This window comes from Streptomyces sp. HNM0645, assembly GCF_030056615.1.
Lineage (GTDB): Bacteria > Actinomycetota > Actinomycetes > Streptomycetales > Streptomycetaceae > Streptomyces > Streptomyces marianii.
In genome coordinates this window covers 1-26,863 of record NZ_JASHLT010000081.1, presented here as the reverse complement: position 1 = coordinate 26,863, position 26,863 = coordinate 1, and the positions used below count along the sequence as shown (strand labels likewise).

Genomic DNA, 26,863 nt, shown 5'->3' with positions numbered 1-26,863 from the left:
CCCCTCGGGCCCGGTGACACCACCCCCCAGGTCATTCGTTCGACAGGGGGCAACAGTCATGCCGGGCCCGGAGGCCAGCGGCCCCATTGCAGGACCGCGGAAAACATAACGGGGGATACGGTGCGGCGGGTGGCGCGTTCCCCGTTCGAGAAGTCACCGCGGCAATCCTCTTGTGCACCACGTCCGCGCGGTCTTGCGACCTTCAGGGACCCTGCATAGACAGCAACGCCAAGAGCGAGGGCATCAACCGCGTGATCAAGCTCGTGGCCCGCAATGCGTTCGGGTTCCGCAACGCGGACAGCCAGAGGCTACGGACACGCTGCGTCACCACCCGCCGAGCCCGCGGGCACCTCCGCACCGCTCAACTTTGAGGACCCAGCAATCCACGTACCCCGCCCCTTGAACCGTCCAACGAGCAACAGCCACATAGGACACAGTCTCAACTTTGTGGCGTTGGTCCATATTCCATCCTGCTATCAGCTCGGCCGTCGCATCCTGAATCATTCCCGGTCGACGGCAGCGCAGGAAGACGTCAAAGATCCCTGACCGCAGTGCAAGATGCGGCATCGTTGAATGGACAGTAGACTCACTTTATGTCCGATTTGGAGGAATTGCTGGCAGCGCGGACCCGGGAACTTGCCGGCAGACGCCTCGGAGAAGGGGATCTCCACACGATCAAGCGAAGCGTCGTAGACTCGTATGCGGGAATTTGTGCCTCCATGGCCGATCGAGAAGTTCTGGGCGAGTTTCGGAGTCTGGTAACGGGCCCCGGAGCGGGATCGGGCAGCCCCGTCTGGGGTGTTGGGCGAGAATCAAATATCACGGACGCGGTCTTTCTGAACTCCATCCTGGCGCGCCGCAGCGATCTGCTTAACACATATGTATCGCCCAATGGAATGGGTGTGGTTCACCCCTCAGATAATGTGGCACTGGCCTTGACCTTGGCCGACTGGCTGAACTGGAACGGAAGACAGTTCTTGGAGTCGGTAAATATCTTCTTTCATCTGGCCGCGAAGTTCGCCGATTATTACGACCCTGAGGGGGATGGGTTTGATCACGACGCTGCCTCCATCTTTTGGACCGCACTTGCCATCGGGCAGTCTCTCGGTCTTTCCGAAACCCATCTTGTTGAAGCTCAGCGGATCGCCGGCGGTCTCGGGTTCAGCAGCAATCAGGCCGCCGTCGGAAATGTGACCGACTGGAAACACTGTACTTACGCATCCGGCGCCATGCGGGGGCTGCAGGCCGCCAAGCTGGCGCGGGCCGGATTCACAGGACCGCGCCGAATCTACCAGGGGGAGTTCGGCGCCGACCGCTTCTTCAGGCACTGCGAGGCGTCGCTCGACATCGAGCCCGATCTCACGAGTATCATCTTCAAGAGATGGCCGGCGCTGTTCTTTTGCCAGACGCCGATCGACGTCGCGCAAGAATTGTCCTCAAGGATCGACCGGGTCGAGGATATTCTCACGGTGGTGGTCGAAAGCTACGGCCGTGCGGTGCGGAATGGCCTGACAGCTTCGGCCTTCAACCCGACGAGCCGGGCGGCTCGTACGCATTCGCTGCCTTATTCTGTGGCTACGGCGCTTCTCAAGCCTGTCGAGTACAGCGACTTTGATGCCAAGCGCGCGCGAGACCCGCAGATTCGATATCTGCTGGAGAAGATCGAGGTTACGGAGGATCCGGCCCTAACGCAGAAGTACCCTCCGGCGACGCCGTGTCGAATCGTTGTGACACTCCGTTCGGGAGATGCCCTGCGACACGAGCGTGACTTCTCGCGCGGAGACCCGCGTGACCCGCTGTCTGATGACGATATATCAGGGAAAGTGATGCAGAACCTCGCACCGCTAGCGGATTCAGCAGACCGCAGTAGAGTCCTCGCCGGCCTGTGGAATCTAGAGAGGCTCGATGACCTCACAGAGCTGCTGAAGCCACTGAAACGGGACCTGACGGCGACGGAGCTGGAAAATGGTTAGCGCTAGTCAGTTTGAAGACTACGCGGAAGAATTCAACGCGGCAACCGATAAGTCGGATGTCTTCGATCGCTACTATTCGCCCGACGCGACATTCGACCATCCCTACAAGGGGATTTTCCGTGGGAAGGCCCAGATAGTTGATTTCTGGAGCTCGGGGGAGGGGTCGGGGCATGCCGGCATCTTGGAGACCTTGCACCTGAAGAATTTTGTTGCATCTGGCAATAAAATAGCCGCAGAATTCCAAATCGAGTGGCGCTGCACAGAAGATACGAACTACCTTGGCCCACGGAAGAAGGGTGAGACTTTTTGGGGGAGATGTGCGGCCTTTTATTGGTGTGTAGATGGCAAGTTCAATCACGTCACTCTCTATCTCAATCTTATTGAGGATGCATTGAACCCGTAAGGCTGTCCGTCCGGGCGCTCATTGAGCTTCCTCAGCCGCGTCGCACGATGATGCGTCCCATGACGGCGATCAAAACCGGCATGTTGCCGACGCCGCCGACCTATGCATCAGTGATGTCGGCCGTCTCCGGGGAGCCCTTCGAGCTGGCCGATCACGGTGATGTGTGGGACGTGTCGACTTCGGCGGCCTCGGCAGCGCTGAGAACCTTGGCGGTCACCTTGGGGGTCTCGGCTTCGTCAAGGAGCTTCTTCAGAAGGCCACCACAGGGTTCGGCACTCTGCCGCCTGTTGGTCGAGGTCCCAGAGATGGGGTGGCCGTGGTCCTGGATCCGCAGCGCTGGCTGGAACTGCGGCGTTTCATTCGTGGCCTGATCGAGTCCGGAGCGATGAGCCTGACCGAGGTCGCCAAGGAGACAGACCTGAACTGGCGGACGGTCAACAGTACCTGGCAGCCGACGGACCCGCCGCACCTCCTCGCCGGTCGCGCGCCAGGGTGACTGACGATTTCGCGCTNCCGGAGCGATGAGCCTGACCGAGGTCGCCAAGGAGACAGACCTGAACTGGCGGACGGTCAACAGTACCTGGCAGCCGACGGACCCGCCGCACCTCCTCGCCGGTCGCGCGCCAGGGTGACTGACGATTTCGCGCTGCTGGTCGACTCGGTGCTGCGGGCGGAGATCCTGATGAAGGCCGCCGTGATGCACGAGCGGCCCGCCCAGGAGTACGGGGCGAGCCCGGCATCGGCGTCTGGTCGACGCTGCCCCGGCGGCCGGTCATCCGACGTCGGCCGCGCGACTGGATGTCGGAGCTCCACTTCGTCGCGTCCGGCTGCGGCGTGACCACCGTGCCGCAGTCGCTCATCGGCCCCTGCCGGAGGGCGTACGACTGGTCCGGGTCATGGACGGCGATCGGGGTGACCCGCCGGGTGCTGCTCGCCAGGCTTCCCGGGGCGCCCGCCGCCGATGTCCTCGAGCTCGTCAGCTGTCTGTACGAGGTCGCTGGGCGCCTGCCGTTGCCCTGAGCGGCCACTGGCCTCGGCCGAGCCGAGTGCGGCCCGCTCCCGCTCCGTGGGTACCTTGCCGGCCGCGATCCGCGTGTCGAATCCGGTGGCCGGATCCAAGATCCGGCCGTATTCGCAGGTTGATGCCCTGTTTCGGATGAGGGCGAGGCCGTGCTGGCCGGGTCAGGGGCCGAGTTCTGCGATGATGGCGCCGCGCAGGAGGTGGCGGGCGCGTTCGAGGGTGAGGGTGCCGCTGAGCCAGCGTTTGCTGAGTCCTTCGACGAGGGCGGTGAGCCGGTGGGCGGCGTCGTCCGGTGAGATGTCGGGGGTGGCGCGGCCGGTTTGCTGGGCGCGGTGGATCAGGTCGCTGGTGTAGTCGTTCCAGCCGTCGGTGGTGGTGCGGAGCTGGTCGCGCAGTTCGGGCTGGAAGACGGCGGTGGAGCGCAGTTCGCCCCAGGCGGTGCTGTTCTCGACGACGGCGGGGGTGTCCTGGAGTTCGAGGAGCAGCATCTCTTCCAGGTGGCCGCGGGGGTCGGTATCGGGGTCGCTGGTGGGCTGGGTGTAGTGCTCGGCTCGGGTGTTGACGAAGTCGAGTGTGCGGGCGAGGAGACCGGCCCGGTCGCGGAAGTGGTAGTAGATCAGCGAGGTCGACACGCCGGCCTCCTCGGCCAGCTCCTCGACTCGCAGGCCCCTGATGCCGCGGTGCGCGATGACACGCGCGGCGGCTTCCAGGATGGCGGTGCGGCGGGCGGACACGGTTCGGCTCCCTCGAAGCGTTCAGAGCGGTGACGGAGGCAATGCTACCGTCTCACCCTGACTGAAATTTCAGTCAGGAATCGTTTCCGTCCAGGAGGGGAGCCGTGCCATGGGGAGGCCGAACCGCCGAAGCGTGCTGGGGGGCGGTGTGGCTGCTGCGCTGGCCGCCGCGGGGCTGACAGCCTGCGCCCAGGACCAGGAGAGGAAGTCGGGCCGGCCGTCGGCCGGGGCAGAGGAGAGCCCGGTGCCCATTCGGAATCAGGCCGAGCTGTTCATGCCGGCGGAGACCCGCGAGCACGTCCGGACGTTCATGTCCTGGCCGCCGCTGGACTCGGTCTGGGAGGACATGGCCGACGACGTCCAGCGCGACATCGCGGGCATCGCCCGGGCGCTGGCCGAGTTCGAGCCTGTGGTCATGCTGTCTGCCCCGGAGGAAGTCAAGGCCGCCCGCCGGGCCTGCGGCTCCGGAGTCGAGGTGATCGCCGTGCCCACCGACGACCTGTGGATGCGCGACAGCGGCCCGACCTTCGTCCAGGGCCCGAAAGGCATCGAGGGCATCGACCTGCACTTCAACGGCTGGGGCGGCAAGCAGGAACACGAGCACGACGCGAAGGTCGCCCGCGCCGTCCTGGAGTACGCCGGCGTCCCCCGCGTCGACGCGCCGCTGGTGGGGGAGGGTGGCTCACTGGAAGTGGACGGCCACGGCACCCTCCTGGTCACCGAGAGCTCTCTGGCCAACCCCAACCGCAACCCCGACCTGAGCCGCGACGAGATCGAAACCTCCCTCAAGAACCTGGTCGGCGCCGACAAGGTGATCTGGTTCAAGGGCGCCAAGGGCCAGGACATCACCGACTACCACGTCGACTCCCTGGCCCGCTTCGCGGAGAACGGTGTCGTCCTGCTCAGCCGCGCCTGGGCCGGCGACGGACCCGACGTGTGGACCCGCGCCTACGACCAGGCACGCGGCGTCCTGGAGAGCACGACCGACGCCCGGGGAAGAAGGTTCGAGATCATCGACCTCCCCGAACCCGACCCCACCCGGCTCGGCCGCCGCGGTGAGGACTTCCTCGGCTCCTACGCCAACTACTACATCGCCAACGACGCCGTCCTCATCCCCCGCTTCGGGGACCGCAAAGCCGACCAGCAGGCCGCCGCCGTCATCGGCGACCTCTACCCCGATCGCGAGGTCGTTCAGCTGGAGATCCACACCGTCGCCGAAGGCGGCGGCGGCATCCACTGCGCCACCCAACAACAGCCCAAGGCCGCAGAGAGCAGCAGCTCGTGAGGTGTTGTGCGTTTCCCGGCGAGGTTGAGGCAAGGCCGCGGACCGCGGTGCCTGGTCAGCTCCTGCCTCCTGGTGAAGCTGCCGGTGTCGGCCTCGGCGAGGATATCGAGCTTGACCAGGCGCTTCAGCTCGGCGCGAGTGCCCTCGACGTCCTTCGGCAGTAGTTCATAGTCGAGGGCTTCGCAGACGTCGCGGGCCCGGAGGGGGCCAGAGGCCTCGTTGAGGACGGCACGGATGCGGGGACAGTCCGGGTGCTCGGGCAGATACGGCGGAGCGGCCGGGAGTCGGTCGGCGAGAGCGGTGACGGTCTTCCGGGTGATCGCGAGGTGCTCGAGGTGGGTCTCTGCCTCCCGCAGTCGAGCCTGGAGTTCTTCGATCTGGGTGCGGAGGTCGCCTGCCAGGGCTCGGGTGGCTTCCTCCTGGAGGCCGAGCGCGTCGAGGAGAGGATGGACCTTCACGCTGCCACCGCCTGCGTATCGCGCCAGGTGGGGGCGTTCGCGCCGGTGAGCCGGCGGGCCATGACGTGCGTCATCGCCCAGTAGACACGGGAAGCGGAGGAGGCGGGGCGGTGTTCGTAGTCGCGGACCAGACGCCGGTGCAGTGTCAGGATCCCGTAGGTCTGCTCGACCCTCCACCGCTTCGGCTGTGGAACGAATCCCGTCTCCTGCGGGTTGCGTTCGACGATCTCCACATCGATACCGAGCGCGGTGCCGTGGGTGACCACGGCCGTCTTGAAGCCCTGGTCGACCAGGGCCTTCTTGACCGTGCCGCCGGTGTGCTCGGCGACCTGGTCCAGCAGGGCGATGCCCGCGGCGTTGTCGTGCGTGTTCGCGGCCATGACGATGACGGCGATGACCAGGCCCAGCACGTCCACGGCCAGTCCCCGCTTGCGGCCCGGCATCCTCTTCGCCGGGTCCCGGCCGGCTACTCAAAACCTCACGAACCTGCCTCTCAGGAGGTGCGAGCGTCGTAGTTGTCACGGTTTGCGAGGACCTCGGCCATGTGTGTCTGCGCCCAGCTTCTGAGCCCGCGCGTCATGTGGTGGAGCGAGAGGCCGAGGTCGGTCAGCTCGTAGGAGACGGTGACAGGGACGGTTGGCGTCACGGTACGGGTGAGGAGACCATCGCGTTCCAGCGATCGCAGCGTCCGGGTCAGCATCTTCTGGCTGACCCGGGCCAGAAGACGAGAGATCTCGGAGTATCGCATCACTTTCGGAGCGTCTCCGTGTGCTGCGGCGGGCTGGCCGGCGTTGTTGTCGCCGCCCAAGGCACACAGGATCAGAACGACCACTTGTATCCTTCGGTCTGCTCTGCCGCAGCTCTCACCGCAGGCCGTCTGAACTGACCGGTCGCGATCCCGCCTGTCGACGTACTCCTGTGAGTGCTCCGCCGAGTACGGAGATATCTGCACCAGTGAGAGGTCGGGGCAGTCGGAGTCAGTTCGTGGGCGTGACGGTGGCGGGGAGGTGAACTTCCAGCACGACTGCGGTGCCGGCCACGGTCCGGTCCTCGTGCATGCTGATCCGTTGGCCGGTTTCGACGTGCGTCCAGTGAGAGGGGGTGAGGGGAACGAGGCGGACAGCGGCCCGGCCGCCGGGCTCCAGAACGGGCATGCCCTCGACCCAGAGCCTGGCGATGCTCACCGAAAAACCTCCGGTGGGTGAGAGGTTCCCGATGTCCCACATGGGCCGCAGAACACCGTGACCGGAGATTGGCGTCTTGCGTCGCGCCTCCATGGCCGGGCGGAGCGTCAGATCCGCCCGGATCACCCCGTTTCGGATCTCGGAACACCGCCAGTGACACCACGCCGCGCTCCGTTCAAGGCGGAGTTGTTCGGCCGCCTCGGCAAGCTGCTCCCAGAACGTCAACGGCAGCGGATGTCCATCCCCGAGCTCCTCCAGCAGGCCCAGCGCGATTTCCCACTCGTCGTGGGCAAGGTAGTCCCAGACGTCTCGCACCGTGACGTCGTTTTCGGTAGCGGTCTCTTCCGGGACCAGGAGGGAAGCCGATTCGAGCAGTTCGGTGACATCCATGTGGTCATTGTCGACCACGGTGTCAGGCTGCGTCGTTCTGCTCTCGTTCGATAGCGGCGAGCCGGTTCTTCAACCGGTAGCTGGGGCCGTTGATGGAGATCACGCCGCAATGGTGCAGGAGACGGTCGAGGATGGCGGTGGCCAGCACCTCGTCGCCGAACACCTGTCCCCATTCGCTGAAGGTCTTGTTCGAGGTCAGGATGATCGAGCCCTTCTCGTAGCGCTTGGAGATGACCTGGAAGACCAGGTTGGCCTCCGCGCGGGCGAGGGGCTGGTAACCGACTTCGTCCAGGACGAGGACCGCAGGCCGCAAGTACGTGCCGAGCTTGCTGGTCAGGCGTCCCGCGGCTTCGGCGGCGGTGAGGTTGCGGACCATGTCGTCGAGGCTGGTGAAGTAGATCGAGTAGCCGGCCCGGCAGGCAGCGACCGCCAGAGCGACGGCGATGTGTGTCTTGCCCACCCCCGGCGGCCCGAGCAGGGCGGCGTTGGCCTTTGCCTCGACGAACGAGAGGGTGGCGAGGTCTTTGACCTTGCGGGGGTCGAGCTCGGGCTGGAAGGAGAAGTCGTAGTCCTCCAGCGTCTTGTGGTGGGGCAGCCTCGACAGCCGCAGACCCTGGCGAAAGCGGCGATCGTCCCGGACGGCCAGTTCCTCGGACAGGACCAGGTCGATGAAGTCCAGGTAGCCCATCTTGGCCTCGTCAGCCCGCTGTGCGTACTGGGTCAGGGCCTCGGCCAGGTGGGGAAGGCCCAGCTTGGCGGCCGTGGTGCGGATGCGGGTGGAGACCAGCTCGCTCAAGACGATTCCTTCGGCGTTCGGTGGGTGGTGAAGGGGCGGGTGCCGGTCAGCTCGTCATAGACCGACAGCGGCCGGCGGCCGACCTCGACCTGAGTGGCCGCGACCCGGTTCAGCAAGGTCATCAATCCAGCCTCCGGGCCGGAGCCGTCAGACCGCCGGGGTGCGGGCAGGTCACCGCCCGCAGTGACGCGGCGGCCGGCTCCGGTGGGCAGGCCGTCCCAGTGCTTGTCGTCCACAACGCGGGCGCCTCGGCCAACGGCCCGGGGGTGGGCGGCCAGAAGGGTTTCGCCCTGGTGGTCGGGTGTCGTGGAGTGCAGCGCCACCTGGGATTTCGTGGCCCTGATCTCGACCAGCTGGCGCGGACGGACCCGCCTCGCCGGCACCGAGTAGAGGTTCGCCTCGAAAGCGACGAGGCAGTCCTTGCCGACGTAGCGGAGGTGCCGCTGGGCGACCACATAGGGCGTGGCCGGCAGCGGACGCAGGGCCATGTGATCGCGGACCGCCCGCAGGCCGATGACCTCGCCGTGAGTGCCGTGGACCTTCGCCCGCCGCAGCGGGACCCAGGCGGTGAACGCGGCGTTCATCTCCTCGGTCGAGGAGAAGGCCCGGCCCGCCAGGACGTGGTCGCGGATGATGCCGACCTGCCGCTCGACCCGGCCCTTGCCCTGGGGCCGGTAGGCAGCAAGCACGTCAACGTCGAAGTCGTAATGCCCGGCGAACGCGACCGCCTCCGGGTGCAGCGGCACGGCCTCGCCTGGCGCGACGTGGCGGCGGACGACGGTCTTGGTGCGGTCGTAGACGATCGACATCGGGACACCACCGAANTAGGCAGCAAGCACGTCAACGTCGAAGTCGTAATGCCCGGCGAACGCGACCGCCTCCGGGTGCAGCGGCACGGCCTCGCCTGGCGCGACGTGGCGGCGGACGACGGTCTTGGTGCGGTCGTAGACGATCGACATCGGGACACCACCGAAGTGGGCAAACGCCTGACGGTGGCAGTCGAAGAAGGTGGCCAGGTCCTGGCTGGTGGTGAAACAGCAGAACGGGTCCCGGGAGTACGACAAGGTCATGTGGAAGGAGTAGACCTTCGCGATCCCGACATGGGCGAGGATCCTGCCCTCGTCGCCCCAGTCCACTTGCGCCTGAGCTCCGGGCACCACCTCGAACCGGCGGTGCAGGCCAGCCAGCTCGCCCGGACTGATCCCGAGCTCCTCCGCGATCCTGGGACGGGCCTCCTGCAAGTAGATCTTCACGCGCTGGTAGGTGCCGGTGAACCCGTACTCGGCCACCAGCCGCTCGTGGATCACAGCCCCTTTGAGGAGGATCTCGGCCCTCAGCATCGCATCGATCAGCGGCGCTACCTCGTCCACCACCCGATGCCGCGGCTGGCCGTTCGCGGCCCTCTTCGGCGGCGCAACCGGGACCTCGCCCGACAGGTACTTGGTGACCGTGCGCCGATTCAGCCCGGTCTCCTTCGCGATCTCCCGCAGGCTCATCGCCCCGGACTCGTACAGACCGCGAAACCGCCTCAGCTCCAGCCACCGATGCGGGTCCAGCACCACAGCCAGCCGCCTGCCGTCGATCCCGAACCGACGGCAGCAGACTTCCGGCTCCACCCTCTCCGTGCATCAACAACGGTGCGTTCTCATTCGTACGAGGTGGTGCACGTTCACTTGTACGCCGACANCCGTCGATCCCGAACCGACGGCAGCAGACTTCCGGCTCCACCCTCTCCGTGCATCAACAACGGTGCGTTCTCATTCGTACGAGGTGGTGCACGTTCACTTGTACGCCGACAACTGCGGCGGGCAGCTCGGTGGCGAGCTGGAACAGCGCGGTCGAGCGGGCTTCCGCGAGGCCGGATGCCGAGTTTGCGGAGTCGTTCGCCCATGGCCCAGGCACTGATCGGAGGGCCGGGCTGACCGCCGGGGAAGAGCCAGGGTGAGTCTGTCTGAGCGAGGACAGCATGGCTGCGGCGATCCGCGACCTGTTGCAGGGCCAGGTCAGCGACGGGTGTGGGAAGCTCGACCGGGACGGCGCCGAGGCGGATGCGGACGGCTCCGTCCGTCTCCTCGATGTGGTCGATGGTGAGCCGGGAGATCGCCGCGGGCCACTGGGCATGGAGGAGCAACAGCAGCCCTGCAAAGCGATCTTCGGGCTTCAGGGTGTCGTCGTGCAGCAGGCGGCGGGCGGACGGTGCGGAAGGCGTTGGACTCGTCCAGGCCGGAGCCGCGCAAGAGGCTGCCGCCGCGGGCGACCGGAGTGGACCGCTACAAGCCGGTGATCGACGGGATCCTGCGGGCGGACCTGGACGCGCCGCGCAAGCAGCGGCACACGGTCACCCGGATCTTCCATCGGCTGGTCGAGGAACACGGCGCCGATGTCTCCTACGGGATGGTCCGCTACTACGTCGCGGCCCGGAAGTCCCGAGATCCCGGTCGAGTCGGGCAAGGCCCCGCTTGAGGCGTTCGTCCAGCAGACCCACCAGCCCGGTCACGAGGCGGAGGTCGACTTCGGTGACGTGACGATCCGCCTCGCCGGCGAACTGGTGACCTGCGACCTGTTCTCCTTCCGCCTGTCATATGATGGTGTCCCGCCGAGTGGTGTAGCAGGGATCTTGGCGTAGGTCCAGGTCAAGGCCCCGTTCGGGGTGGCTAGGGATGGCACCCACCTGACGTCTCGTCAGCGACGAGCACCCTCGCGCGTGCCGGCGAGGCAAGCCGTCCTGGTCGTCTCCACGGACCCCGTCGCCACGACCTGGAGCGACTGACGAGACGTCAGCATCGTCGCGGCCGAGGGCAAGCCGATAGCGGTCGCGACCTGCGGATTCCTCCTTGATCCCGCTACACCACATGAGGGGACATGACCTGTCATATTCGGGCAAGGCCGTCCATCGCGTGTTCGCCTCCTGCGGCCAGGAGGCGTTCTTCGAAGGCCACGTCCACGCGCTGCGGACGCTGGGTGGGGTCCCGCGCAGCAAGGTCCGCTACGACAACCTCAAGGCGGCCGTTGCCCGTGCGCTCGGGCTAAGCCGGGCGAGGGCGGAGGCGGACCGGTGGATCGCGTTCAAGTCGCACTTCGGCATCGAGAGCTTCTACTGCCGGCCGGGCATCGACGGCGCTCACGAGAAGGGCGGGGTCGAGGGGCAGATCGGCTACTTCCGGCGCAACCGCTTCACCCCGGTGCCGGAGGTTTCCTCACTGGCGGAGCTGAACGAGATGGTCGAGCAGTGGGACCTACACGACGGCCGACGCCGGATCGGATCGCGGCCGCGGACCATCGACGAGTACTTCGCCATCGAACAGCCGCTGCTGTTGCCGCTGCCGGATGAGCCGTTCGAGACCGGGCGGGTGTTCACTCCCCGGGTCGACCGCTACAGCCAGATCACCGTCCGTACCAACCGTTACTCGGCGCCCGTCCGCTTGATCGGCAAACGCGTCCGCGTTGTCCTGCACGCCTCTCACCTGGTGCTTTACGGCCAGAATGTGGAAGTCGCCCGGCATGAGCGGCTGATCGCGAAGGCCGGCTGCCGCCTGGAATTGGATCACTACCTCGAAGCCCTGATTCGCAAGCCGGGCGCCTTCCCCGGCGCCACCGCACTCGAACAGGCCCGCTCCGCGGGCAAGTTCACCCCCGTCCACGACGCCTGGTAGGCCCAGGCTCGCAAGGTCCATGGCGAGCGGGATGGCACCCGGGCCCTGATCGAGGTGCTGCTGCTGACCCGGCACATCCCGCACGAGCACCTGGTCGCCGGGCTGGCCACCGCCCTGCGGGCCGGGGCCCTGACCGCGGACGCGGTCGCGCTGGAGGCTCGCAAGGCCGCCCAAGCCGAAGACGAACCGCCTGTCGCCGCACTGCCGGCCGGGGCCTCGGGGTCGGCGACGGTGACGTTCATGAACGAGTGGCGACTTGCCCACCTTCCACCGGACACCAGGCCGCTGCCCTCCGTGACTCCCTATGACCAGTTGCTCCGCCGCCGTCGCGCCAGCCAGGACGCCCAACGAGAGGAAGAAGCCCAGTGACCCTGCCCCGCCAGCGAGGCTTGACCGAGCAGGCCGCCGACGCCGCCATCGGCACCGCCTGTCGCATGCTGCGGCTTCCGTCGATCCGCCACGAGTTCACCGACATTGCAGACCGGGCGGTGAAGGACCAGATGACCTACCGCGGCTTCCTTGCCGAGCTGCTGATGGCCGAGTGCGACGATCAGGCCCGCCGCCGCTCGGAGAGGCGGATCATGGCAGTCGGCTTCCCCAGGGAGAAGTCGCTGCGTACCTTCGACTTCGACGCCAACCCCAACATCGACGCGGCCACCATCCACACCCTCGCCTCCTGCGAGTGGATCAAGAAGAGCCAGCCGCTCTGCCTGATCGGCGACTCCGGCACCGGCAAGTCCCACATGCTCATCGCGCTGGGAACCGAGGCGGCCATGAAGGGCTACCGGGTCCGCTACACGCTCGCTACGAAGCTGGTCAACGAGCTGGTCGAGGCCGCGGACGAGAAGCAGCTGAACAAGACCATCGCCCGCTACGGCCGCGTCGACCTGCTCTGCATTGACGAACTTGGCTACATGGAACTCGACTGGCATGGCGCCGAGCTGCTCTTCCAGGTGCTGACCGAACGCGAGGAGAAGAACAGCGTCGCCATCGCCTCCAACGAGTCCTTTGGCGGGTGGACCAAGACGTTCACCGACCCCCGCCTCTGCGCGGCCATCGTCGACCGTCTGACCCTCAACGGCACGATCATCGAGACTGGCACCGACTCCTACCGGCTCGCGTCCACCCGGGCGCGGGCCGAGGAACCCGCCAAGGCCGGCTGACCCGTGCACGTCTCACCAGCCGGGGGCCGGGGACTGGCCATCTCTCCGGGCCCCGGCCCTCTCAAGATCCGTCCCACATTCCCATACGCTTGAGCCGACGCTGCCGGAGCCGCTCTGAGGCGGCCGTGAGACCGAAGACAAGCCCCATGAGCAGCCCGAACATCACAGCGAACAGGGGATCGTCCGGTTCCTCCTCACGCGACAGCAACAAGAGGAAGAGGGTGAAGGGCACAGCGACGCAGAGGCCGGTGCCGATCGGGTGTCGAGCCACCCATTTCTGGATTCGCGTCGGACGCCGCTGACCACCAAGGGCCCGGTCCAAAGCCCAGAACCCATCCGCCATAGACCGCCGCCAGTTCGCCACGGCAGAAGGATATGGCAGCCGATCGGCTGCCCTGGCAGAGAGCTCACCGCTGGGCAACGGCCTGCTGGCCACCAGGCTCAGGCAGCGACGTCATTTTTCGGGTTCTGGCTCACTTTCCGTGGAGGACTGACCGACCGTAATGTCATGTGCTCGCGACGCTGGCCGGTATGACCGGCAGGGAGGGGCTGCATTGAGCCAGTACTACGACATGGGTGACCAGACGCTGTGGAACCCGTCCAACGGGGCCTCCCGGCTGTTCATGAGCCAGGTGAGCGTCTACCAAGCCGAACTGGGTCTGCCGTCCGGCATCGGACCCGTGCAGGGTGACGAGTGCCAGATCGACCCACTCGTGTTCAAAGCGTTCGTCGATGCCCTGCTCGCGTGGCACCGGAGAACGAGTCACGCCGTCATGGCTGCCCTGTCCGAGGGGTTCGTTGCCACGGTGCTTGTTCTGGCGGAGCGAGCAGGCATCGAGGTGAAATGGCAGCCAGCGGGCGTCGCCGAGGTCGGCGACCTCAAAGATGTTCAGGTCCCGACGGCCCCGGATTCCTTTGACGGGGCTTGGGCAGCCGCCCTTCAGCAGAAGTCGCGCGAGCTGGGCCGCTTCATGGCGGCGTAAGCCTGGTCTGCCGACACCCGCGAAGGGCTCGGAAGCCATCAGAAAGGCGATGTCCTATGAGAGCAGGACACGCTTGCGGAGGAGATCGAAGCCGGCTCGGCCGAACATCTGGCGCTTGAGCATCTTGATCCGGTTGACGTGTCCTTCGACCACTCCGGAGCTCCAGGGCAAGGTGAGGCCGGCGATGACTGCATCGCGGTCGCGGGCCGCGGTGTGCTGCGGGTGCGCCGGGCCGCCGCGGCGGCCCGGCGGTTGGCGCCGACAACGGTTACGGGCGCGGTGCCGCGCCCCGTACGGTCGGGTCACTCGTCGTCCGCCTCGTCGGCGTAGTCGATGCGGGCGTTGGCCTGCTCGGATGCTTGGGCGCACACCCGGCGGTGCCAGGACTGCGACTACCTGCCGCCGGGATGCGCAGCCGTGTACTCCTCGTCGTCCCGGTAGGTGACGAGCACCGGCTCATCTTCGCCCTGAACGGACGCCACCAGCTTTGCGACCGCCTCGTCGGCTACAGAGTCCGGTAGTGCGGCAGTACCGGACTCAGGCACTGCCGGAGTCCGGTACCCGAGGCTGAGCAAAGAGCCGCAGGTGGTGGCGCCGCGGTTCATGACCGTGGGGGCCGTGGCTGGCTCAAGAGGCGACTGAAGCAGGGGTGTTCAGCAGCGAGCCGGGGAGATAGGCGGACTCGATCTGCAGGTCCCAGCCGTGCACCTGCACAGCGAGCGCTGCCAGGGCGATCGTGCCCACGGGCAGCAGGCTCCTTGGCGCAGGGTTCTCGCCGGCGCTGGCACGGTGCTGGACAAGCCGTTCGTGCAACGCGTGCTCGAAGGCGTCCTGGTCATCTCGGAGCAGGATGCGCAGCAGCCGCTGGTCGGGACGTGTCGCGCCGGCGGCGTCCAGGGCCAGGGCCGCGTCCAGCCGCTCGTCTACGGACGGCTTGCACAGCGTCACCTGCGGCCAGTCGCGCGGCAGGTGGCCTTGGGCGGGGGTCAGGTAGCTGCATAGGGCGTCCATGTGCGCGAGGTCGGCGGGTTGGGAGACCGAGTCCCGCTGCGCGTAGGGGAGGTTGCTGTGCAGCATCGGGGCGTAGTCTCCTCGGAGCAGCAGCCCGATCACCCGCTCCCAGTCCCGCACCAGGCCGCTGGCCACGCAGATGTCGAAGGCTTCGACCCAGGTGCGGGCAGTGACCGTGTCGGTCGCGTCCCGCATCTCGTCGAAGTCCTTCTCCTCGCTGCTGAAGCGCGTACGTGTCAGTGGGAAGGGGATCTCCCAGTCACCGTCCGGGCAGCAGCCGAGCTCCAGCACACCGAAGAGGCATTCGGCCGCTGTCGTCAGCGCGAGCCGGGTCCGCTCGTCCTTCAGATTGAGGTCCTGCACGCTGCGTGCGGCAACGTGGTCCAGCAGCTCGTTGCTGAGTTCCGACAGCATCTCGCGCATCGGATACTCGGAGTAGTAGACGTCCTCGAAACGGCGCTGAACACGGTCCGCCATGTCGCCGAAGGCCCGCTCCAAGCGCTGCTGGTTCACCGCGTGGCGCGTTATGTTGTTGGTCCCCATACGTTCATCCTGTCAGCTGACACCGACAACCTACTCTGGCATCCCGCCCTGGACCAGGACGGGACGCTGCGTGAGGTCGCCGAGGTCGCCGAGCTGACCGGCATGGTCGATCTGGACGGCTACCCGGCTGGCACCCGCGTCATCGTGCGCCGAGAGCGGCCACACCCCGGAGCCCAGCTGTCCCTGTTCGACCAGGACGAGGGCCTGCGCCATCAGGTGTTCCTCACTGACACCTCCTACTCCGGTGGTGGTTCGGCCCAGTTCCTCGAAGTCCGCCACCGCGGGCACGCATGCGTCGAGGACCGCATCCGTTGTGGCAAGAGCACCGGCTTCGGCCGCTTCCCCTCCCGCGACTTCGGCGTCAATACCGTCTGGCTCGAACTCAGCCTCACAGCGATCGACCTGCTGGTCTGGACCCGTTTCCTGCTGCTGGACGGGGAACTGGCCACCGCCGAGCCGAAGAAGCTCCGCTACCGGCTGCTGCACGTTGCCGCCCGCCTCACCCGTGGCGGTCGGCGTCTGCGATTGCGGATATCGGAGACCTGGCCCTGGAGACACGAACTGGCCACGGCCTTCCATCGCCTCGCGGCACTGCCCCGCCCCGCCGGCTGACCAGCAAACCCCCGACCGCCCACGACCCGAAAGACCTTGGAGAACCCGGCCATGCGCCGGGACCCCGCCATGCCCAGGCAACGAAATCACCCCGCTCACGCGACAGCAGACGAACAGCGACGCCTCATCACCCCAACCGAAACGGCGAGGCTAGCGGATAGGTCCGAGCTGTGGGGTGGCCTCTGGGAGGGTGTTTGATCTTGGGACTGCACACTCGGTCATGTTCGGGCAATTTGTGCAACATTTCAGCGCGGAGGTGTGCGCCGTGTGAGACTGACAGCACATCAGGTCAGCGATGTCGATGACCTAATGGGGAGCGACGAGGAGAGGGGGGCCGCTCTTGTTTCCGGACGAGTTGCCCTGGGACGAGGTCAGGTTTCCGCACTTCGGCTGCCGGACAGCCGCGGAGATTCCCGAGTGGGCCGACGACCCCCAATGGGTCCAGCGTTTCACCCGTTACGCCGAGGTGCTGCGACTTGGAGCCGAGATCCTTGCCGTCATGGACCGTGAGGGTGACGATGGCGAGGACACCAGACATCTGCTCGAGCAGCTCGGCGACCCCTTCCGGGGTGTCTGGCAGGGGCTCGACACATCAAAGCGCAGCCAGGAAGAGCAGGGCCGATTCCTGCTCACCGCGGTGCTGGAGCCAGCGCTGCAGGAGTTGATGAGAGACTTCCGCCGGGACAAAGAGGCGGACGCACCGCTGCTGGCCTGGTTCGTCAGATTCCGTGCTGGCTCACGACTGCAACGTGCCAAGCTGTACGCCGAGAGGTCGGGCACTGAGTTCGACGGCGACGTCAACACCTGGATTCGGCAGGTGGCCTGGCCCGAGGGACTAAGGGAGTTGGAGCGCGCGGTACATCCCGGCACCTCCCTGCCCTCGTTGCTACCAGGCTCGGTAGACGCCCTGCAGCGCATCACCGCTGCGATCGACACCAGACTGGCGAGCGAGGCTCTCAAAGATCCTCACTTCGACTGGGACGCGCCGTTCGAGGGGCTGCTGCCGGATGACATCGCTGAGACGTTGATAAACCGGACGCGGGAACTAAAGGAGTACCGGGGCCTGCTGGCTGCCCAGGGCAAGGAACCTCCCGGCATCGACGAGCGTGGTATGACCGAGCTCTGGCGGACAGGCCTTCCCGTGCTCCGTCGCCGACTCGCCGAGCAGGCGTCGATGCTCCTGGTCGGGCCCACCACCAGCGGCAAGACCGACTTCAGCAGGATCGCTGCAGCGAGCACACTCTGGCAGAAGAAGAAGGTCATCGTCCTACTCCCGACGAAGGCTCTGGTCACCCAGGCCGCCGAGGAGTGGCGGGCCTTCTTCGGCAAGTCGAATTCGTCCAAGACCTGGAAGTTGCTGGAGGCTTCGCGGGACCACCCGTACAACGATGAGGACATAGCCCGCGGCGACTACGACATCGTTCTGGCGATCCCCGAGAAACTGGCGGCCTACCTAGCCGGGGGGTCGCGGATTCTGGACCAGTGCGGGCTGCTTGTCGTCGACGAGCTCCAAACCCTGAACCAGCGGCAGCGCGGTACCAACATCGAGTCGTTGCTGACCCTGGTCAAGGCCCGGTATCCCAAGCTGCCCATCATGGGGCTGTCCGCCACCCTGACTCAGAAGTCCTCGGAGAACCTCCGAACCTGGATTGGGGTAGGCCACGAGCCCGCTGACGGCTTCGTGGCGACCCACGAGCGCCCAGTATCCCTCGACCGGTTTGCCAGTGAGCCAGAGAAATGGCAGCGCCGCTCCCAGGACGGTGAGGTGGAAGTGGGCACGTGGGCCCCAGCACTGGGCAGCCCGGAGATGAACACGCTACTCAAACAGCGCGGCCTGAGGCGGGTGGCGCACCGGGACGCCATCGCCTTGGCCTGCAGGCTTCTCACACGGCCGGGCGCCATCGCCGAGGGCAAGAGCCTACTGATCTTCGTCAGTAGCAGGCGGGCCGCCGAACAGGTCGCCCAGGGCCTCCAGGATGCGTTGGAAGCCCTGGACATAGGTGAGACCGCCTCATGGAACAGCCCGTACTACGGCCGTTTCGGGCGATTGGTCATGACGGAAGACGAAGCCCGCGAGCGTGACAGGACGTTCCTCGGACTACCCAACCTGCCCGCGACTCAGGATGTCCGCGAGGGCCTCAGTACCGGCGTCATGTATCACACCGCCCGGCTGGACCCCGAGCACCGCTTGATCATCGAGCAAGCATTCAAAGACAAGATCATCCGGGTAATCGTGGCCACCGCCACTCTCGCAGTCGGGATGAACCTGCCCGCCGACTATGTCATAGTCGCCGACATCACCGAGGGGGTCAGCCGCTTCGAGGAAGGGCGCCCCGTGGAGCGACTGCTCGACCCGCACGATATGGCGCAGCGCTTCGGCCGCTGCGGCCGGCTGATGATGTCCTCGGAGGGCGAAGCCTACGTCCTGGTGCAGCGCGGAGCGGGGCGTCCCCGGACACTGCAGATGTCCGAAGATCAAAGGTCCTATTTTTTACGGCGGATGAGTGACCGTGAGGAAGCGGCCCTGGAGGTGTTGGACACCGCAGTCGAGAAGGAGCTCGCCACGCTTGACGGCGTCTTCGAGTACTTCGTGAAGACGGACGATACAGGCGATTCTGTGGTCTCCAACCTGGACGACCGGAGCTTCGCCAGGCTGCTGCTCCAAGACATCTGCAGGCACGCCCCAGCGGTATCGCACGAGGACATCGACCGACGGATACAACGGATCTTTGACGTCTCGATGCTAAGCGTCGAGGGGAAGCCGCGGCCTGACACTTACAAGCTCATCGACATCCTCGACTCGGATCAACTCATCGGTCCGGCGCCAGAAGAACCCGACCGGTACAAGATCACCGGATTGGGCCGGACAGTGGCACTGTCAAACGTGTCGATCTCCAACGCCCGCGGAATCCGCGAGGTGGCTGAGGCAGCGATGCACGGAGCCGGCCCACTCACCTTGCTGACCATCGCCGCGCAGGCCGAGTTCGTCCGCGAACTGAATTGGCTGGCTTTGCCGTACGACGAGAACAGCGAACTGGTGGATCAGGTGCGTCACCGGGTCTGGAACCTTGTGAAGGCTTTTGCCTCCGGCGGCCGATATTCCCGTGAGGCGTTCAAGGCGCCCGAGTTCCTCGACGTCCTGGGAACGGACGCCGAGTACGTCGGGCAAGGCCAATCGGCAGCGGCGCTCCGCGGCCGGGTGGGCCTTGACGCCAGCCGACTGGCCGATAGCACGCTCGTCTCTCATCTGCGCGCCTGCATCGGCCTGTTGTGGCTGCGCGGCTTCCCCATGAACCCGCTGATCTCCTGCGTCAGCATGAACACGCAGGCAGTCTTGCGCGGTCGGGCGCGGAAAGTCGAGGCATACCCGGCCGACATCCGGGATCTCGGCGAGCGGCTCAGCTATGTCCTCAATGCTGCCAGCGAGGTGGTCAGGATCGCCCCGCAGAGCGGTGGTCAATACCTGGTCCTCAAGAACATGGCCGAGGGATTACAAAGCGGGCTGCCATATCAACTGGCCCCCATGCTGAGGCTGCGCAAGCCGCGGATCCACCGCGAGCGGCTGGCCACACTGCTTGACGGGCGGGAGGACGCGCTCGACTTTGACGATCTCGCCTCCGTACTTCAGACGCTCTCCCAGCCCCTCCCGAGTCGTTCGGCGCACCAAAAGCGTGCCCACGCCAACCTCGGCTTTACCGCCGAGGAGCGGGCCGAGATTCTAACCCACATGTCCCAGGCTCCACTACGAACCGGTGCCCCCGCGCTGCCGTCAGACATCCGGGACGAGAAGATCCCGTCCCGCGACGCCGTCGAGGGCGCGGTTACCTACGGGCGGATCGCCGACGACATGCGACGCGAGCGCTCGCTGGAGGTGCGCGCCGAGGAACTGGCCCATGTACTGGAGGAGTTCGGTCTGGCGGTCAACCTGACTACATCCGTCGGCCAGGCCGACCTACTGCTGCGAAGGGAAGAGTCGCCCGAGAGGATCCAGGTCAAGCTGCTCGCAGAACGTCTCGACAAGGCGCTACTGGCCAAATATGAGGGCCAGTCCTGTTGTCTGGTCTCACTGTCCGACATCTCACCGGGGGCTGAGTACGCACTGCGATCAACAGGCCAGGCCGGGCTCAGCGCGATGACGGTCTGGGTGTTCGTCGCCGCTCTGGCCCGTATTGACCGAATCTGGAAGCGCACCTACTTCGGCTCTGATCCGGGCCAGGAACTCGCCCGCCGGGTGATGAGCTTCTTCGGAGCTGCTGTCGGCCCTGTTGCACTGAGCGACGTTGCCTTAACGGAGGTCGCTGCCGATCTGCCAGCGTCCCCACCACTGTTCGCCTCGTAACCGTCCAGTACGGAAAGGCAAGACGTTGGACAAGCGAACCAACCCGTTCACGCCTAATGCCGGCGCCACGCCCCCAGTACTGGTCGGCCGGGACTCATTCCTGGAGGACTACGAGATCCTCCTCGACCGCCTTGTCGGCGGTTATGCCGAGAAGTCGATGCTGATCACAGGGTTGCGCGGAGTCGGCAAGACAGTGCTGCTCAACGAGTTCGAGCGAATCGCCAAGCAGCGAGACTGGGTGCCGGTTTGGGCAGAAATCTCACCTTCCTACGAATTCGCCCAGCGCATGTATAGTTTGGTGCGCCAGGCACTCTTGGACCTTTCCCCGTCGGCGCGGTGGAGTGACCGGTTCAAGCGAGCCGCCGGGGTGCTGAAGTCGTTCAACATCACGTTCTCTCCGGATGGGTCCGTCAGTGGCGCCTTGGACGCCGAGGCCGTCGAAGGCGCAGGGGATAGCGGCTTCCTGGACCGCGACCTCTCTGACATCATCCAGGCCCTAGGCGAGGCCGCACGCGAACGCGGGCGGGGCGTCGTCTTCCTATTCGACGAGTTGCAGTTCCTTAGCCCACTGGAACTGGAGAGCCTGGTCGTGGCCCTGCACCGCGGAGTGCAGCGCCGACTGCCGGTCACACTTGTCGGCGCGGGGCTGCCGCAGCTGCCCGAGCTGGTCGGTGATGCGCGTTCCTATGCGGAACGACTGTTCAAGTTCCCGCAGGTCAGTCAGTTGAGCTCACACGAGGTAGAACTGGCACTGACCAGACCAGTAAACGGGGCTCTGAAGTTCACCGGCGGGGCACTGGCGCGAGTTTTCGAGCACACTGAGGGCTACCCATACTTCGTACAGGAGTACGGAAGGGCGCTGTGGAACCTCAGCGTGGACGGGAACGTGTCCAGTATCCACGTGGACCAGGCCGAGCGGGAGGTATCCGCTGAGCTGGACTCCGCCTTCTTCCAGGTGCGTACCGACAGGCTCAGCCCTGACGAGCTGTCGGTCCTACGTGCCATGGCGGAGTTCGGCAAGGGACCCGTAGCGCTCGACGAGCTCGCGCCGATCGTGCGCACCGGGGGAGCCAACCTGGACCAGCTGCTGACGGAACTGACCACCCGGGCGATGGTGTACTCGCCGCGGTTCGGTCAGTACGCCTTCACCGTCCCGCACTACGATGGCTACCTGCGGCGGCGGTTCCCCTTCACGGACGGCAGGATGGTCTGGGCCCCTTGATACAGGACTTAATCAAGTTGTACGAGTTTCTGGGCTGTTGATGATGCCCAGAATGGCGACGGTTCGTTCAGGTTCGTGGCGGATGGCTCACCTGCGCAGACTCGGTTGATGATCCGACGGATCGTCGCCGCGCTCGGCGCGATGCGCACCGCGAAGGCGGAAATCGTCCGGGTGCCGAGCCAGGCCAGGGTGTCCTGCGGAGCGTTACGCGCCCACTGGCCGATCGCCGCAACGGACCAGAGCGATGGGGGCCACCAGGTCGCCGCCGGACGCAATTACGCAGGCCCAGACGAGGACAGGGAGATGACCTGGTGACCGTAATCGTCTTCACCAACTGCCCTGCAGGACTCCGGGGCTTCCTCACACGCTAGCTGCTCGAGATCTCCGCCGGTGTCTTCAACGGCAACCCCTCCGCGCGAGTCCGCGACGTGTTGTGGGAAGAGGTCCAGCAATACGCCGACCAGGGCGGCCGCGCCCTGCTCGCACACACCACGAACAACGAGCAAGGCTTCACCTTCCGCACCCACGAGCACAACTGGCACCCCGTCGACCACGAGGGAGCGTCCCTGATCAGCCGCCCGAACCCGAACGCGGAGGCACCGAGACCCACCACTGCACCGCAGCGGGGCTGGAGCAAGGCATCCAAGCGCCGTCGCTTCGGAGGGGCATAGGTAGCCGTATGCCTCGTTCACGGGAATTGTCCCGTTCAATGGAAGTGCTCCAGAACGGCTTGCGTCCGCAGTAAAGCCGCAGGTCGCGAAGACTGCTCCCCGCACCCGCGGGGATGGTTTCTTCTACCGGGTGAAGCCGGCTGCCAGGCTCGGCTGCTCCCCGCACCCGCGGGGATGGTTTCCCCAACCCCGAGAGCAGCGGGGAAAGGACGTTCTGCTCCCCGCACCCGCGGGGATGGTCCCGCCGACGGGACGATCGTCACCACCGACGGGGTCTGCTCCCCGCACCCGCGGGGGTGGTCCCCCGCGCCGGTGCCCGCGCGCGAGGAGTAGTCGCTGCTCCCCGCCCGGCGGGGATGGTCCCGGCGACGAGGACCCCAGACGACCTGGAGGCCTGCTCTCCGCGCGGGGTCAGTTCTTGAGGTGCTCGTCGACGTCGACCTCGAGCCGGAGGCGTTCGATGAGGTCCTGCTCTGTCTTCTCCTGGGCTGCCTTGAACCTCAGGTACTGGGGGTCGGTGATGTCCGAAGGGAGAGTGGCCTGTCGCGTGTAGAACCCGCCTTCGGTACAGACGTAGTGGAGGTCGGCCATGGCTTCGGTGGCGGCCTCCCAGAGTGCCCGGACCTTGGGGGAGCCGAAGAGGGAGACTCTGGCCGCCAGTTCCCGTCGGCGCTGGTGCTGCTCGGGTGTCTGCGGGCCGTAGTAGCCGGGGACGAGGGGGTCGGTAGCGAAGGAGACGTTGCCGTCGAGGTGGAGGAGCAGGTCGAGGTAGAGGGCGGCGCGGCGGTCCCAGAGGTCTTTCGACCGGGTCGCCTTCCGCTGGTGGCGGGCTTGCAGCCAGGCAGTCACGGCTCCGCCGACGACGGCGAGCACGCCTCCGATCACCACACCGATCAGCTGTCCCACGGGGCCTCCTCTGTTCTGCCGGTGAGCGTAGCGAGCCGGACTCGAGCAGCCGCCGTCGACGGCGGGGCGCCAGTGCAGTGGTCCGTCCACCGGCGAGCTGGTAGCCGAGTTCGACATCGGGCGGACCTCGGGAGGAGTCGGCCTATCAGCTGCTTCCAAGGCCAGGCGATCCGAGTGTTGGTGGGGGGCCACCGACCCACCTATCGGGTACCGCCCTCGGGTTCTTGAACGGTCCCTTGCCGGCGAAAGCCAGCCGGACAATGTCTGCCTGCCGTGTCTGCGCTATCGCTCGTTGTGCTCCTTCACGGCGCCGTTTCTCAAGTTCCTTACGGGTCGCCGCGAGTCGTTGCTTCAGCCGGTGCACCTCTGCCTGCATGCGCACTTCGGCGTCGATGCTTCCACGCCGTCGGGCGACCTCTAGCCAGTGGAGTGCCCGCCCGTACTCGCCTTCGAGGTCTTTGACTTTACGGCCGAGTTGCTCACGTTGCCGACGCGCTTTGCTCTTGCCCTTGCCCATCGTGTCCCCAAACCGTGGACAGCTCTCCCCAGAACCGAAGGCTACTGGGCAATCAGTAGTGGTGGAGGAAATTGGCATCGTGAGGTCGGCCAGGCGCGGCGCCCGTTCTGGCCCCGGGTGCGGGGCGCTGCGCGGTCCGCACTGCCGGGTGGGCCGGTTCGCTTCGCTCCCCGGCCCCCGCCCCCGACACGGCCGCCGCCCTCGCCTACGAGCACTGCAGCAGGTGGGACGACGAGGCCTGATCCACGGGGCGCAGCCGTCCGGCTGCGCCCCACGCCTCTCCGACCTTCCTTCTGCCGCTGGGTAGGGGAGGGGCCGGCCGGAGCCTCGCGGCACCAGCGTCACGCCCCTGGTCGGGGAGTGTCTAATCAACGGCGGATCTGTTGATCATGGAGACGCCAAGTGAGTGAGATGAAGATCGAGCAAGAGCCCGCGGCCGAGTCGGTTGATGCGGCTGCGTCGGACGAGCAGTTGATCGCGATGCTGGTCGACCGGGCCCGGAACGAGGGCCTGCAGCTGACGGGCGAGGGCGGGCTGTTGCAGCAGCTGACGAAGCGGGTGTTGGAGTCCGCCCTGGAGGGCGAGATCACCGACCACGTCGGCTACGAGGAGCACGACCCGGCCGGGAAGAACAACGGCAACAGCCGCAACGGCACCCGCGCCAAGACGGTGCTGACCGACGTCGGCCCGGTCGAGGTGAAGGTGCCGAGGGATGTGGCCGGCACATTCGAGCCGCAGATCGTCAAGAAGCGGCAGCGCCGGCTGACCGGCGTCGACGAGATGGTGCTGTCCCTGTCCGCGAAGGGGCTCACGCACGGAGAGATCTCCGCCCACCTGGCCGAGGTCTACGGCGCCGAGGTGTCCAAGCAGACGATCTCCACCATCACGGACAAGGTCATGGAGGGCATGGCCGAATGGCAGAACCGCCCCCTCGACCGCGTCTACCCGGTCCTGTTCGTTGACGCGATCCACGTGAAGATCCGGGTTCTGTCGACGATCTTGTGATCCGGACAGTTCAGACTCACCGTGCGAGTAGGACGCGTTTGCGTAGGAGATCGAGGCTGGCCCTGCCGAACATCTGGCGTTTCAGCATCTTCAGCCGGTTGATGTTGCCTTCGACGGCGCCGGAACTGTGGGGAAGGGACAGTCCGTTGCGGGCGGCGTCGAAGTCGCGGCGGAGGTTGCGGGCGAAGCCCGCGAGCGGGGTCAGCGTGTCTCGCTCGGCGTTGGTGATCCAGTCTTTGAGGCGGTCGCCGTGGCGTCCGGTCAGCATCGCGGCGAACTTCCTGACATGAAGGGTGAGCCGGTCGAGCTCCGGATCCCGTTTGCGTAGGCTGTGGAGCTTGTCTGCGTCCTCGTCCCGGAGGTGCTCGGGGTGGGTCATGATCCAGGAGGTGACTTCGCGGACCGATGGCGGCTTGGGGCCGGGGACGGGTGCATGTCCGCGCCCGGTTCGGTAGCGCCGCAGATGACGCTGGACGGCCAACTCGCCGCCTGGATAGCCCAGTTGTTGGATCTCGCGGTAGAGCTGGGCGGCGTTTCTGACACCTTCGTTCCAGCGCCGGTGCAGGTGGCCGACGTACGGATCGACGATATGCGCCCGTTGCAGGCTCTTGGCGACGACTTCGTCCGCCGAGCGGGCGTTGACCAGCTTGCGGACGGTGGCCTGGTGCAGCCCGAGTTTCCGGCCGATCGCCGCCTTGGACATGCCCTTCTCCCACAGTTCGTGGGCGGCGGCATGCTGCTCACGCAATCGAGTCACGATCTTCAGCTCCGTCGATGGCTGGACCTCCTCGGGCTCCGCATCCAGGACAGCGGAGTTACCGTCAGTTCTGGGAACTGGTTCGGTCAGGCGGGAACGATGGGCGTTCACCGACTTCTCGACCGCCTGTCCGAGGTTGGCCCACAGGTGATAGCGATCAGCGACCTGCTCGGCCTGCGGTGCCCCGACCCGTGCACCTTCCGCGTATCCGCCGGAACGGTCACGGCAGATGACCTTCACCTCAGGGTGACCGCGGAGCCAGGCAGCCAGGTCCTCTCCCTCACGTCCGTCGTAGAGATGCAGTGGACGGTGGGTGGCCATGTCGATGAGCACAGTGCCGTAGTGGCGGCCTTTACGGAAGGCGAAGTCGTCGACACCGAGTACCTCCACCTCGCCGATCTCCGGGTCTGGCAGGGCTCTGACCAGCCGCAGCAGCGTGTCCTTGCCCACGGTGATACCGGCCGCGGCCGCGAGTCGGACTCCTGCCCTGCCGGCCAGCGCCAGCCCGACCCGCGTTAACACCCCACGCAGCAGCGGGCTATAGCGACTGTGTGGACTGGTCAGCCCCGCGATCTGTTCGGCGAACGTCACCGCTGTGCAGTCAGGGTTCTCGCAGCGGAATCGGCGCACGCACAACTCGATCACCACGCCGAGCCCGCCAACGGCGGCATCGCGCAACCTCCGTACGTACCGACCGTGCACCCGAGCCGATCTCTGGCCGCACCGGCAGGCCCCAGTCGTCGCCCGCACCCGAGTCCTCAGCACCACCTTTTCCGGCCGTCGTTCGACCTCCTCGATCAACAGCGGGGACAGGTACGGAAACAGCTCCAAGAGCACATCACGAGAGCACGCGATGCATGATCGCGAACAATCGGCACGCCCCGTTCAACCGTCCGGATCACAAGATCGTCGACAGAACCCGGATCTTCACGTTGATGGCGTCAACGAACAGGACCGGGTAGACGCGGTCGAGGGGGCGGTTCTGCCATTCGGCCATGCCCTCCATGACCTTGTCCGTGATGGTGGAGATCGTCCGGCGACCAGGTCCGCCCCTTGCCGGGTTTCAGGTCCTGGCTGGCCTCGTCCTCGAAGACTATCCACGCGCCCAGGAGCTGGGCCGTCCTCTTACCCGTGACCACTGCTCCGTCCGCCACCGCTCTACGGCCTGCTCGTCGCGCTCGACGGCCCGGTGCGCGGGGACCTGGGGTGACCAGTCCAGCCGGTGCAGCAGATACGA

At 66.3% G+C, this 26,863-nt stretch carries 25 protein-coding genes and 5 pseudogenes; 17 read left to right on the top strand and 13 right to left on the bottom strand.

What is annotated here, in order from left to right:
* Nucleotides 1-86 precede the first annotated feature (86 nt).
* The 5 genes from QMZ92_RS36665 to QMZ92_RS34685 all read left to right on the top strand — a co-directional run bounded on the left by QMZ92_RS36665 (nucleotide 87) and on the right by QMZ92_RS34685 (nucleotide 3,396).
* Nucleotides 87-371: a transposase gene (locus tag QMZ92_RS36665; protein ID WP_502962208.1), complete on the top strand. Its 285-nt coding sequence runs from the start codon at nucleotides 87-89 to the stop codon at nucleotides 369-371.
* Nucleotides 372-593: 222 nt separating this feature from the next.
* On the top strand, nucleotides 594-1,973 hold the full coding sequence (locus QMZ92_RS34705; RefSeq protein ID WP_283301749.1) for an MmgE/PrpD family protein: 1,380 nt from the start codon (nucleotides 594-596) through the stop codon (nucleotides 1,971-1,973).
* A complete protein-coding gene (locus QMZ92_RS34700) occupies nucleotides 1,966-2,376 on the top strand; it encodes a nuclear transport factor 2 family protein (RefSeq protein WP_283301747.1) in 411 nt (136 codons plus the stop codon). The genes QMZ92_RS34705 and QMZ92_RS34700 overlap by 8 nt, the downstream gene beginning before the upstream one ends.
* 163 nt (nucleotides 2,377-2,539) lie before the next feature.
* A complete protein-coding gene (locus QMZ92_RS36660) occupies nucleotides 2,540-2,872 on the top strand; it encodes a hypothetical protein (RefSeq protein ID WP_502962207.1) in 333 nt (110 codons plus the stop codon).
* 302 nt (nucleotides 2,873-3,174) lie between these two features.
* Nucleotides 3,175-3,396, top strand: a complete 222-nt coding sequence (locus QMZ92_RS34685) for a hypothetical protein (protein WP_283301745.1) — start codon at nucleotides 3,175-3,177, stop codon at nucleotides 3,394-3,396.
* Between the two features lie 162 nt (nucleotides 3,397-3,558).
* Here QMZ92_RS34685 and QMZ92_RS34680 read toward each other — a convergent pair whose 3' ends face one another.
* Complete coding sequence (locus tag QMZ92_RS34680) at nucleotides 3,559-4,131, bottom strand: TetR/AcrR family transcriptional regulator (RefSeq protein ID WP_283301743.1); 573 nt, start codon at nucleotides 4,129-4,131, stop codon at nucleotides 3,559-3,561.
* Nucleotides 4,132-4,375: 244 nt separating this feature from the next.
* Here QMZ92_RS34680 and QMZ92_RS34675 point away from each other — a divergent pair, with 244 nt between their 5' ends.
* Nucleotides 4,376-5,416 (top strand): agmatine deiminase family protein, encoded by a 1,041-nt coding sequence (locus tag QMZ92_RS34675; RefSeq protein WP_283301741.1) that lies wholly within the window; start codon nucleotides 4,376-4,378, stop codon nucleotides 5,414-5,416.
* Here the strand turns inward: QMZ92_RS34675 and QMZ92_RS34670 are convergent.
* The 6 genes and pseudogenes from QMZ92_RS34670 to istA form a co-directional block, all read right to left on the bottom strand.
* Entirely contained in the window at nucleotides 5,323-5,874 is a 552-nt protein-coding gene (locus tag QMZ92_RS34670) for a hypothetical protein (RefSeq protein WP_283301739.1), read from the bottom strand. The genes QMZ92_RS34675 and QMZ92_RS34670 overlap by 94 nt on opposite strands.
* Nucleotides 5,871-6,338: pseudogene (locus tag QMZ92_RS34665) on the bottom strand (transposase); the annotation flags it as partial. The gene QMZ92_RS34670 and the pseudogene QMZ92_RS34665, both read right to left, overlap by 4 nt.
* A 29-nt stretch (nucleotides 6,339-6,367) precedes the next feature.
* A pseudogene (locus QMZ92_RS34660) lies at nucleotides 6,368-6,703 on the bottom strand (winged helix-turn-helix transcriptional regulator); the annotation flags it as partial.
* Nucleotides 6,704-6,851: 148 nt separating this feature from the next.
* Nucleotides 6,852-7,448 carry a hypothetical protein gene (locus QMZ92_RS34655; protein WP_283301757.1) on the bottom strand — a complete coding sequence of 199 codons (597 nt, stop codon included), beginning with the start codon at nucleotides 7,446-7,448 and terminating at the stop codon, nucleotides 6,852-6,854.
* Between the two features lie 22 nt (nucleotides 7,449-7,470).
* Nucleotides 7,471-8,244 (bottom strand): IS21-like element helper ATPase IstB, encoded by a 774-nt coding sequence (istB, locus tag QMZ92_RS34650; protein WP_283301736.1) that lies wholly within the window; start codon nucleotides 8,242-8,244, stop codon nucleotides 7,471-7,473.
* Nucleotides 8,241-9,806, bottom strand: coding sequence for an IS21 family transposase (gene istA, locus QMZ92_RS34645; RefSeq protein WP_502962209.1), 1,566 nt, complete (start codon nucleotides 9,804-9,806; stop codon nucleotides 8,241-8,243). The genes istB (QMZ92_RS34650) and istA overlap by 4 nt, the downstream gene beginning before the upstream one ends.
* A 646-nt stretch (nucleotides 9,807-10,452) precedes the next feature.
* Here istA and QMZ92_RS34640 point away from each other — a divergent pair.
* The 4 genes from QMZ92_RS34640 (at nucleotide 10,453) to istB (QMZ92_RS34625) (ending at nucleotide 13,060) form a co-directional block, all read left to right on the top strand.
* Nucleotides 10,453-10,707 carry a hypothetical protein gene (locus tag QMZ92_RS34640; RefSeq protein WP_283301733.1) on the top strand — a complete coding sequence of 85 codons (255 nt, stop codon included), beginning with the start codon at nucleotides 10,453-10,455 and terminating at the stop codon, nucleotides 10,705-10,707.
* A gap of 389 nt (nucleotides 10,708-11,096) precedes the next feature.
* A complete protein-coding gene (locus tag QMZ92_RS34635; RefSeq protein WP_283301731.1) occupies nucleotides 11,097-11,897 on the top strand; it encodes a Mu transposase domain-containing protein in 801 nt (266 codons plus the stop codon).
* Nucleotides 11,898-11,951: 54 nt separating this feature from the next.
* A complete protein-coding gene (locus QMZ92_RS34630; RefSeq protein ID WP_283301729.1) occupies nucleotides 11,952-12,266 on the top strand; it encodes a hypothetical protein in 315 nt (104 codons plus the stop codon).
* Nucleotides 12,263-13,060, top strand: a complete 798-nt coding sequence (gene istB / locus QMZ92_RS34625; protein ID WP_283301728.1) for an IS21-like element helper ATPase IstB — start codon at nucleotides 12,263-12,265, stop codon at nucleotides 13,058-13,060. Before QMZ92_RS34630 ends, istB (QMZ92_RS34625) begins: the two co-directional genes overlap by 4 nt.
* Nucleotides 13,061-13,121: 61 nt before the next feature.
* Here istB (QMZ92_RS34625) and QMZ92_RS34620 read toward each other — a convergent pair whose 3' ends face one another.
* Entirely contained in the window at nucleotides 13,122-13,424 is a 303-nt protein-coding gene (locus QMZ92_RS34620; RefSeq protein WP_283301726.1) for a DUF6404 family protein, read from the bottom strand.
* 190 nt (nucleotides 13,425-13,614) lie between these two features.
* Between QMZ92_RS34620 and QMZ92_RS34615 the strand changes: the two genes are divergently transcribed.
* A complete protein-coding gene (locus tag QMZ92_RS34615; protein ID WP_283301724.1) occupies nucleotides 13,615-14,043 on the top strand; it encodes a DUF6086 family protein in 429 nt (142 codons plus the stop codon).
* 627 nt (nucleotides 14,044-14,670) lie between these two features.
* Here QMZ92_RS34615 and QMZ92_RS34610 read toward each other — a convergent pair.
* A complete protein-coding gene (locus QMZ92_RS34610) occupies nucleotides 14,671-15,597 on the bottom strand; it encodes an immunity 49 family protein (RefSeq protein WP_283301722.1) in 927 nt (308 codons plus the stop codon).
* A 36-nt stretch (nucleotides 15,598-15,633) separates the two neighbouring features.
* On the opposite strand from QMZ92_RS34610, the pseudogene QMZ92_RS34605 reads away from it, so the two are divergent.
* The 5 genes and pseudogenes from QMZ92_RS34605 to cas2e form a co-directional block, all read left to right on the top strand.
* Nucleotides 15,634-16,209 (top strand): annotated as a pseudogene (locus tag QMZ92_RS34605) (transposase); the annotation flags it as partial.
* A 340-nt stretch (nucleotides 16,210-16,549) separates the two neighbouring features.
* Nucleotides 16,550-20,548, top strand: a complete 3,999-nt coding sequence (locus tag QMZ92_RS34600) for a DEAD/DEAH box helicase (protein WP_283301721.1) — start codon at nucleotides 16,550-16,552, stop codon at nucleotides 20,546-20,548.
* Nucleotides 20,549-20,573: 25 nt separating this feature from the next.
* On the top strand, nucleotides 20,574-21,770 hold the full coding sequence (locus QMZ92_RS34595) for an AAA family ATPase (protein WP_017946040.1): 1,197 nt from the start codon (nucleotides 20,574-20,576) through the stop codon (nucleotides 21,768-21,770).
* 108 nt (nucleotides 21,771-21,878) lie between these two features.
* Nucleotides 21,879-22,085, top strand: a complete 207-nt coding sequence (locus tag QMZ92_RS34590; protein WP_283301718.1) for a hypothetical protein — start codon at nucleotides 21,879-21,881, stop codon at nucleotides 22,083-22,085.
* A 56-nt stretch (nucleotides 22,086-22,141) separates the two neighbouring features.
* Nucleotides 22,142-22,441 carry a type I-E CRISPR-associated endoribonuclease Cas2e gene (gene cas2e / locus QMZ92_RS34585; RefSeq protein WP_283301755.1) on the top strand — a complete coding sequence of 100 codons (300 nt, stop codon included), beginning with the start codon at nucleotides 22,142-22,144 and terminating at the stop codon, nucleotides 22,439-22,441.
* A gap of 411 nt (nucleotides 22,442-22,852) precedes the next feature.
* Here cas2e and QMZ92_RS36655 read toward each other — a convergent pair whose 3' ends face one another.
* Complete coding sequence (locus tag QMZ92_RS36655) at nucleotides 22,853-23,347, bottom strand: hypothetical protein (RefSeq protein WP_502962206.1); 495 nt, start codon at nucleotides 23,345-23,347, stop codon at nucleotides 22,853-22,855.
* A gap of 997 nt (nucleotides 23,348-24,344) precedes the next feature.
* Here QMZ92_RS36655 and QMZ92_RS34580 point away from each other — a divergent pair.
* Nucleotides 24,345-24,848: pseudogene (locus QMZ92_RS34580) on the top strand (transposase); the annotation flags it as partial.
* A 37-nt stretch (nucleotides 24,849-24,885) separates the two neighbouring features.
* Here the strand turns inward: QMZ92_RS34580 and QMZ92_RS34575 are convergent.
* The 3 genes and pseudogenes from QMZ92_RS34575 to QMZ92_RS34565 form a co-directional block, all read right to left on the bottom strand.
* Nucleotides 24,886-26,376, bottom strand: a complete 1,491-nt coding sequence (locus QMZ92_RS34575) for an ISL3 family transposase (RefSeq protein WP_283301753.1) — start codon at nucleotides 26,374-26,376, stop codon at nucleotides 24,886-24,888.
* Between the two features lie 169 nt (nucleotides 26,377-26,545).
* Nucleotides 26,546-26,659 (bottom strand): annotated as a pseudogene (locus tag QMZ92_RS34570) (transposase); the annotation flags it as partial.
* Between the two features lie 60 nt (nucleotides 26,660-26,719).
* Nucleotides 26,720-26,854 carry a winged helix-turn-helix domain-containing protein gene (locus QMZ92_RS34565; RefSeq protein WP_283301751.1) on the bottom strand — a complete coding sequence of 45 codons (135 nt, stop codon included), beginning with the start codon at nucleotides 26,852-26,854 and terminating at the stop codon, nucleotides 26,720-26,722.
* Nucleotides 26,855-26,863: the final 9 nt, after the last annotated feature.

Excerpts from the sequence above, each read along its gene's own strand:
- QMZ92_RS34635 (WP_283301731.1), top strand. The coding sequence starts at position 11,097 with ATGAGGGGACATGACCTGTCATATTCGGGCAAGGCCGTCCATCGCGTG.
- QMZ92_RS34655 (WP_283301757.1), bottom strand. The coding sequence starts at position 7,448 with ATGGATGTCACCGAACTGCTCGAATCGGCTTCCCTCCTGGTCCCGGAA.
- QMZ92_RS34590 (WP_283301718.1), top strand. The coding sequence starts at position 21,879 with ATGATCCGACGGATCGTCGCCGCGCTCGGCGCGATGCGCACCGCGAAG.
- QMZ92_RS34700 (WP_283301747.1), top strand. The coding sequence starts at position 1,966 with ATGGTTAGCGCTAGTCAGTTTGAAGACTACGCGGAAGAATTCAACGCG.
- QMZ92_RS34705 (WP_283301749.1), top strand. The coding sequence starts at position 594 with ATGTCCGATTTGGAGGAATTGCTGGCAGCGCGGACCCGGGAACTTGCC.
- QMZ92_RS34685 (WP_283301745.1), top strand. The coding sequence starts at position 3,175 with ATGTCGGAGCTCCACTTCGTCGCGTCCGGCTGCGGCGTGACCACCGTG.
- QMZ92_RS34610 (WP_283301722.1), bottom strand. The coding sequence starts at position 15,597 with ATGGGGACCAACAACATAACGCGCCACGCGGTGAACCAGCAGCGCTTG.